This window comes from Pseudomonas sp. KCJK9058 (genome assembly GCF_046230975.1).
GTDB lineage: Bacteria > Pseudomonadota > Gammaproteobacteria > Pseudomonadales > Pseudomonadaceae > Aquipseudomonas > Aquipseudomonas alloputida.
On sequence record NZ_JBJJLR010000036.1, the window covers coordinates 49,368 to 55,985 of the forward strand.

Sequence of the window (6,618 nt, forward strand, 5' to 3'; positions counted from 1 at the left end):
GTTGATTGCCGGTGCGGCTGTTGTCTTTAGTGGCCATGGTGTTCAAACCTCATATGACTTCGGAATGCACGGCAAGATGCCGTACACAGATTCGGAGTTCGGCGATATCGGCAGATTCGCTTTATTACGAGAGGTTCGGACCGGTGGCGTTAAATAAGCGGCATCGCCGTATTTGGTGCGCGTGTCAGTGGTGCGGCGGGCTATCCATGCGCGCCTGGCGCCGGCCCAGCCAGCCACCCGTCGCGGCCCAGCCCACGGCAAGCAGCGCGCCGATCAGCATCGCCAATTGCGGGTGCTCGCCCATGACGTCCAACCCACGCTTGACCCAGCCGCTCAGCGCATCGCCGCCACGGTAGACCACCGTGTCGATGAAGTTCTTGGCTTTGTACTTGTCCTCGGCGGGCAGCACGGTGAACAGCATCTCCCGCCCTGGCCGCACCAGTGCGTATTCACCTGCCCGGCGCACCACCATCACCACCACGAACAGGGCAAACACCGGGGCCAGCGCCAGCCACAAGAAGCCGGCAGCCATTATCAGCGGCACTGTAACCAGCAACACACCGACACCCAGCCGACGGGCCAGACGCCCGGTAAGAAAGACCTGGGTGAGGATGGCCAGGGCCTGCACAACCGTGTCGATCAGGCCGAACACCTGTGTCTGCCGGGTGCGGTCAGTGAAGGTTTCGCTGATAATACGCGCCTGCTCGAAGTACAGGAATGTGCTGACGCTGGCCAGCAATACCACGAACAAAGCGATGCCTAGCAGATAGGGCGAGCGCAGGACGGCGGTGGCGCCGGTAAACGGGTTGCCACCCAGTGGCCGCGCGTCCTGGTGTTTGGTTTGCATCGCAATAGGTTGGCGTGCTCGCCAGCGTTGCAGGAACAGTGTTGCGCCGATACTGCCCAGCAGAAATACCGCCGCCAGCACCAGCAACCCGGCATGGCCGAGCGGCGCCACCAGCAACGTGCCAAGCACGGGGCCACTGAGCCCGCCCAGGCTGGCCCCGGCTGCCAGCAGACCGAACAGCCGCTTGCCTTGGGCGGTGGAAAACAGATCGGCGAGCACGCTCCAGGCCAGCGAGATCGTCAGCAAATTGAACACCGACAGCCAGATATAGAACGCCCGGGCGGTCCAGAGATCGTCAGGGTTACCGGCCAACAGTGCCGCGAACAGCAACAGGTTGCTGGCGAAAAAACCATAAGTCCAAGGCAGGATATGCCTGCGCTGCACCCTGGATGCCAGCCAGCCAAACAGCGGCAGGCACGCCAACGTGGCAATGAAGGTGCCGGTGAACAGCCACTGCAGGTTTTCCACGCCACCGGCAACGCCCATGGTTTCGCGCACCGGGCGCAGCATGAAGTAACCGGTGAACAGGAGGTAGAACAGCAGCAAGCCGGCGATGACCGCCGGCCCCTCACCAGGCTGAATGTTCAGCCCTTGGTCCAGGCGCCGCCGCCAGGCTTGCATGGTGTCAGGCAAACTGTGTGATCAGCGCCTGTTGCTGCGCTTGGGTGAGCATTGGCTCATGCCCGGCCTTGAGCTGATCGAGCTGGCGGTCAGGTCGACTGGTAGCGGGTATGACCGTGGTCACTGCCGGGTGGCTGATGGCGAACTTGAGAAACAGCTGTGCCCAGCTGCCGATGCCTGCTTCGGCAGCCCAGCCCGGCAAGGCCTGGCCTTTGACCCGGGCGAACAGCCGGCCATCGTCGAAGGCCCGATTGATCAACACCGCAACGCCCTTGTCCTGGCACAGGGGCAGCAGTTCCCGGGCAGCGTCCGGCGCGTTGACCGAGTAGTTGATCTGGATGAAGTCCAGCGGCTCGCTGCGCACGATACGGGCGACGTCGTCGTGGCCACTGTTCAGGTAATGGGTGATGCCGACATAACGCGTCCCGCCCTGCTGCTTCAGCTCGCGGGCATAAGGCAGCTGGGTCTGCCAGTCGCGCAGGTTGTGAATCTGCAGCAAGTCGACCTTGTCGGTGCGCAGGCTCTTGAGGCTGCCGGCCCACTGCGCTTGTGCTTCAGCCCGGCTATTGGCGGCGATCTTGGTGGCAAGGAAGCACTGGCGGTGCCAGCCGCCCTCTTCCAGCAACTGGCCGAGAATGCTGTCGGCGCCCCCGTAGTTGGGCGAGGTGTCGATCACCCGGCCGCCGCCTTCGAAAAATGCCTTCAGCACCGTTTTGAGCTGAAGGTACTGGGGCGAACCGCTTTCTACCTCGAAACTGCCCGACGTCCCGGCACCGATCACCGGCAACGCTTCACCGGTGGACGGGACTTTGCGCGCAAGCAAACCCGCCGGCGCGGCAGCGTGCAGCCAAGGGCTGGCGGCGGCCAGCAACCCCAATGTTGCACCTGCGCGTAGGACTTCACGACGTGCGTACATGGAAAATCTCCCGTCATGAATCGGAAACTTTCAAGCCTAGCCGCTCTGTCCCTCGCCTGCGGGTGTTTCTGTATCTGGATGTTTAGAGATCAGGCTCGCAGCAAGGGGCTCAGATCAACACCCGTCTCGCTCATTGGCGGGCACCAGTAGTAGCCCCCCGTCAGCGGGCGGCTAAAGCGGTACAGCCCGTCGATGATGCCGTCTTCCAGGCCACTCATGCGCCGCAGCTGCACCTCGAATGCCTCGAAACTCTTGCCCAGGGCGACGAAAGCCAGGCCGGCGCCGCGTTGGTCGGCCCAGGCTACCGAGCGACGGACCATGAACGCCTCGGGTTCAAAGCTTTCCTGGGCGGTGCGCTTGACGTGCGCGGACTCGGGGGCGTCGTCGAGTTCTTCGTTATCGCTCAAGCGACGGCCGATGATGTTGTCCTGGTCAGCCTGAGGCAGCGACTTGAAGTATTCCAGGTCGTGCTTCCACAGCTGGAACGCGGCAAAGCTGGAGCCATCTGCGGCAATGGCCGCTTGCACCGCTTCTTCGTCTACCGGGTTTTCGGTGCCGTCTTCATAACCGGTAAGGTCATGGCCGCCCCGGTGCAGGAAGCCATCAACGCTGTCGGCCAGGCCCAGGGCGGGTGCCAGCGCCTGCTCCAGGGCCTGGGCGCGCAGCAGCAGGTCGCCACGTTCGTCGCCACGCAGCCACAGCCACAGGGCGTGTTGGGTGCTGGGGTTCTCCACTGCAGCATCCAGCAGCGGGAACGGGCGCAGGCCTGGTATTTCACGGCCCAGGGCCTTGGCCAGCGGGGCGCCTACGCCCAGCAGCAACTGTTTGCCATCGACCTGCGGCAGCAAGGCATCCAGCGCGGCAGGCAACGCCTCGGGCGACTGCAGGGTGAAGAACAGGTGACGGGCGTGGGCCGGCACCGGGGTGGCAAGCAGACCTTGCTGGAACGGCATATCAGGCTAATCCTAAGGTAAAAACGGAATGCTACTTCGCCTGCATGCCTGCTGCAATGCGGCATGCAGCCTCGCCAGCCGCTGCACGTGGTAACAAACGGTTACCAAGAGCTGGCCCTTTGCAATTAGCTATCAATCAAGGCCGACCTACACTGCTTCAGATCCTTCGCCCGAGAGACCACTCATGACCGCCTCGCCCCTGCTCACTGCGTTTCTGCCGCTTGCCCTGGGCATCATCATGCTTGGCCTTGGGTTGTCGCTGACCCTGGCTGACTTCGCTCGCGTGGTGAAGTACCCAAAGCCCGTGGTGGTGGGCCTGGTGTGCCAGATCCTGCTGTTGCCGCTGGTGTGCTTCCTGATCGCCAACGGCTTTGGTCTGGAATCTGCCCTGGCAGTGGGGTTGATGCTGCTGGCTGCTTCGCCGGGCGGTACCACGGCCAACCTGTTCAGCCATCTGGCCCACGGCGACGTGGCGTTGAACATCACCCTGACGGCGGTCAACTCACTGATCGCGATCCTGACCATGCCGTTGCTGGTGAACCTGTCGCTGAGTTGGTTCATGGCCTCGGACCAGGCTATTCCACTGCAGTTCGCCAAGGTCATGCAGGTGTTCGCCATCGTCTTGCTGCCGGTGGCGCTGGGCATGCTGATTCGCCATTTTGCCCCGGCGTTCGCTGCGCGCATGGAAAAACCGATGAAATTGGTGGCTGCGCTGTTCCTGGCCTTCACCATCGTCCTGGCACTGGCCAAGGACTGGCAGACAGTGGTCGAGTACGCACCGGTGGTGGGCCTGGCGGCGCTCCTGTTCAACCTGCTGAGCCTGACGGTGGGCTATTGGGTGCCGCGGCTGTTGAACATTCCCAAGCGCCAGGCGATTGCCATTGGTATGGAAATTGGCATCCATAACGGGACCTTGGCGATTGCCCTGGCGTTGAGTCCTTCGCTGCTGAACAACGCGACCATGGCGGTGCCGGCTGCGTTGTACAGCTTGATCATGTTCTTTACCGCGGCCGGGTTTGGCTGGTGGGTGAGCCGCGGGCATGTGGCGGCAGAGCCCAAGGGTGAAACCGTGAACTGACGTCACCCAATGCCCGGCAGGTGCCGGGCGTGCCAGGGATGCGTCACGATTGGCTGCGCCTGCTGCGCAGCTGCTGCTTCAACACCTTCAGCGGCGGCGCATAGAAGAACCCGAACGACACGCTCCCCGTGCGCCCCTTCACCGCATGGTGCAGGCGGTGCGCGCGGTGCAAGCGTTTCAGGTAGCGGTTGACCGGCCGCGGCTTGCGCGGCCAGTGCCGGTGAAAGAAGCCGTCGTGGGCCAGTACATACAGTGCCCCATACCCTGCCACGCCACCGCCCACCCACTGCAAAGGCGCATAACCACTTTTGCCCAGCGCCACCAGCGCCGTGGCGATCAGCCCCAGGGCCACCAGGTACAGGTCGTTGGTTTCGAGCATGCCCAGGTGTGGCTCATGGTGCGATCGGTGCAGCCACCAGCCCCAGCCATGCATGATGTACTTGTGAGCCAGCGTACCAACGCCCTCCATGGCCACCAGGGTGCCGAACAATATGGCGAGATTGAACAGCATGGAACGGTCCGGGTGATGGCAAAGGAAGGCGCAAGGTTACCGGCTGCCCAGGGTTTTTTCCATGTGGGCGTGACCGGCAGCAGGCCGTTCTCGGATGAAGCCATTGTCATGTTTTTGCCCTTGACCTGCTCTGCCCTGCGGCGTATGGTCCGCGACGCAATTTTGCCTTCCTCAACAGGAGACCTGCCTTGGACAGTAGCCCCAGTCGCTTGCGACAGGCCCGCGTGGCGCGCTAGCCCGGCAGTGTTTTGCACTGTCTGGCCGCTCTGGCAAGACGGTGGTTTCCTGTAACCCCCGCTTCTCCTTCCCTCCGCGTGGTCCTGCGCAATTTCTGGTTATTTCAACCGCGCCAATTGATGGCGTTCATGCGGGCGTGTGCCTGCGGAAGAGGTTTGCTATGGATTGGAAAGTATTTCTGCTGCGCGTCAGCATTGCCCTGGTGCTGGGGGCGCTGATCGGTGCCGAACGGCAATTGCGCCAACGCCTGACCGGGCTGCGCACCAATGCGCTGGTCAGTACCGGTGCCTGCCTGTTCGTATTGATGACCCAGGCGGTGCCAGGCATGGCGCCTGCCGATGCGTCGCGGGTCGCAGCCTATGTGGTGTCGGGCATCGGCTTTCTCGGCGGTGGTGTCATCATGCGCGATGGTTTCAATGTACGTGGCCTGAACACCGCGGCCACCTTGTGGTGCACGGCTGCGGTCGGCGTGCTGTGCAGCCTCGGGCTGATGATGGAGGCGGCACTGGGTAGCCTGGTGGTGCTCTGCGCCAACATCTTGTTGCGTGATATCGCCCAGCGCCTGGACCGTCAGGACGTGGTGCCGGCCAGCGAGGTGGAACAGCACTTCGAAGTCCGTATCGTCTGCCGCGGCGAGGACGAGATCCAGGTGCGTAGCCTGATGCTGCACAGCCTGGGCGATCCACAACTGCGCCTGCAGTCGTTGCAGAGCCAGGACCTGGACAACCCTGCGCGCCTGGAAGTGCGCGCCGAGCTGTTGGGCACCGCGCAGGCGCCGGCGCAACTGGAGCGCCTGGTCAGCAGGGTCAGCCTGGAGAAAGGTGTAAGCTCGGTGCGCTGGCAACTACAGCCGCAGGTGCTGGCGACGGATTAGAACGACAGGAGTGACTCATGCTTATCCGCCCTACCCTTGAACGGGACATCACGTGGCTGCCGGACGTCGAGCGCTCGGCAGCCCAGGCTTTTGCCAGTTGGCCGGCACTGGCCTGGCTGGCGCAAGGCGAAGTCATGGATTGCGCAGCGCACAGGGCTTTCGTCGAGGCAGGTGGTAGTTGGGTGGCGCAGGACCCGGCTGGGCGCATTGTGGGTTTTGCCTGCGCCCGGCTGGCGGATCAGGCATTGCACCTTCATGAAATATCGGTTCGCCAGGAGGCCCAAGGGCAAGGTGTTGGGCGCCGGTTGCTGCAGCAAGTGGTCGATGCAGGGCGCTGCGCCGGTGTGCGCGAGCTGACGCTGACCACCTTTGTGGATGTGCCGTGGAATGCGCCGTTTTATGCCCGTTTAGGGTTTGAGATGCTTCAGGAAAGCCGGCTTTGCGAACGACTCCAGAGCATCCTCGCAAGCGAGCATGCTCACGGTCTCAGCGGGCGTTGTGCAATGCGTCTGGGGCTTTAGCGTTTCATCGCGACGCATGGCGCCTGCGCAATCTCCCTCCAGGTCAGCAACCCTGCTCCG

At 63.1% G+C, this 6,618-nt stretch carries 7 protein-coding genes; 3 read left to right on the plus strand and 4 right to left on the minus strand.

Annotated elements, in window-relative coordinates; all coding sequences use genetic code 11:
• Positions 1-184: 184 nt before the first annotated feature.
• The 3 genes from ACK59Z_RS18520 to ACK59Z_RS18530 form a co-directional block, all read right to left on the minus strand.
• On the minus strand, positions 185-1,468 hold the full coding sequence (locus tag ACK59Z_RS18520; protein WP_409293546.1) for an NTP/NDP exchange transporter: 1,284 nt from the start codon (positions 1,466-1,468) through the stop codon (positions 185-187).
• 4 nt (positions 1,469-1,472) lie between these two features.
• A complete protein-coding gene (locus ACK59Z_RS18525; RefSeq protein WP_033725442.1) occupies positions 1,473-2,384 on the minus strand; it encodes an aldo/keto reductase in 912 nt (303 codons plus the stop codon).
• Positions 2,385-2,473: 89 nt separating this feature from the next.
• The gene (locus ACK59Z_RS18530; protein WP_108190838.1) at positions 2,474-3,337 is read right to left on the minus strand and encodes a Dyp-type peroxidase; all 864 of its coding nucleotides are present in this window, start codon (positions 3,335-3,337) and stop codon (positions 2,474-2,476) included.
• A 184-nt stretch (positions 3,338-3,521) separates the two neighbouring features.
• On the opposite strand from ACK59Z_RS18530, the gene ACK59Z_RS18535 reads away from it, so the two are divergent.
• The gene (locus ACK59Z_RS18535; RefSeq protein WP_012052327.1) at positions 3,522-4,415 is read left to right on the plus strand and encodes a bile acid:sodium symporter family protein; all 894 of its coding nucleotides are present in this window, start codon (positions 3,522-3,524) and stop codon (positions 4,413-4,415) included.
• 43 nt (positions 4,416-4,458) lie between these two features.
• On the opposite strand, the gene ACK59Z_RS18540 is transcribed toward ACK59Z_RS18535, so the two are convergent.
• Positions 4,459-4,926: a sterol desaturase family protein gene (locus ACK59Z_RS18540; protein WP_004374446.1), complete on the minus strand. Its 468-nt coding sequence runs from the start codon at positions 4,924-4,926 to the stop codon at positions 4,459-4,461.
• A 397-nt stretch (positions 4,927-5,323) separates the two neighbouring features.
• Between ACK59Z_RS18540 and ACK59Z_RS18545 the strand changes: the two genes are divergently transcribed.
• Both ACK59Z_RS18545 and ACK59Z_RS18550 read left to right on the plus strand, forming a co-directional pair.
• A complete protein-coding gene (locus tag ACK59Z_RS18545) occupies positions 5,324-6,037 on the plus strand; it encodes an MgtC/SapB family protein (protein ID WP_004374444.1) in 714 nt (237 codons plus the stop codon).
• Positions 6,038-6,054: 17 nt separating this feature from the next.
• On the plus strand, positions 6,055-6,558 hold the full coding sequence (locus ACK59Z_RS18550) for a GNAT family N-acetyltransferase (RefSeq protein WP_108190839.1): 504 nt from the start codon (positions 6,055-6,057) through the stop codon (positions 6,556-6,558).
• The last annotated feature ends 60 nt before the right edge of the window (positions 6,559-6,618 follow it).

Coding starts and splice junctions, on each gene's coding strand:
- ACK59Z_RS18540 (WP_004374446.1), bottom strand. CDS start 4,926: ATGCTGTTCAATCTCGCCATATTGTTCGGCACCCTGGTGGCCATGGAG.
- ACK59Z_RS18545 (WP_004374444.1), top strand. CDS start 5,324: ATGGATTGGAAAGTATTTCTGCTGCGCGTCAGCATTGCCCTGGTGCTG.
- ACK59Z_RS18525 (WP_033725442.1), bottom strand. CDS start 2,384: ATGTACGCACGTCGTGAAGTCCTACGCGCAGGTGCAACATTGGGGTTG.
- ACK59Z_RS18535 (WP_012052327.1), top strand. CDS start 3,522: ATGACCGCCTCGCCCCTGCTCACTGCGTTTCTGCCGCTTGCCCTGGGC.
- ACK59Z_RS18530 (WP_108190838.1), bottom strand. CDS start 3,337: ATGCCGTTCCAGCAAGGTCTGCTTGCCACCCCGGTGCCGGCCCACGCC.
- ACK59Z_RS18520 (WP_409293546.1), bottom strand. CDS start 1,468: ATGCAAGCCTGGCGGCGGCGCCTGGACCAAGGGCTGAACATTCAGCCT.
- ACK59Z_RS18550 (WP_108190839.1), top strand. CDS start 6,055: ATGCTTATCCGCCCTACCCTTGAACGGGACATCACGTGGCTGCCGGAC.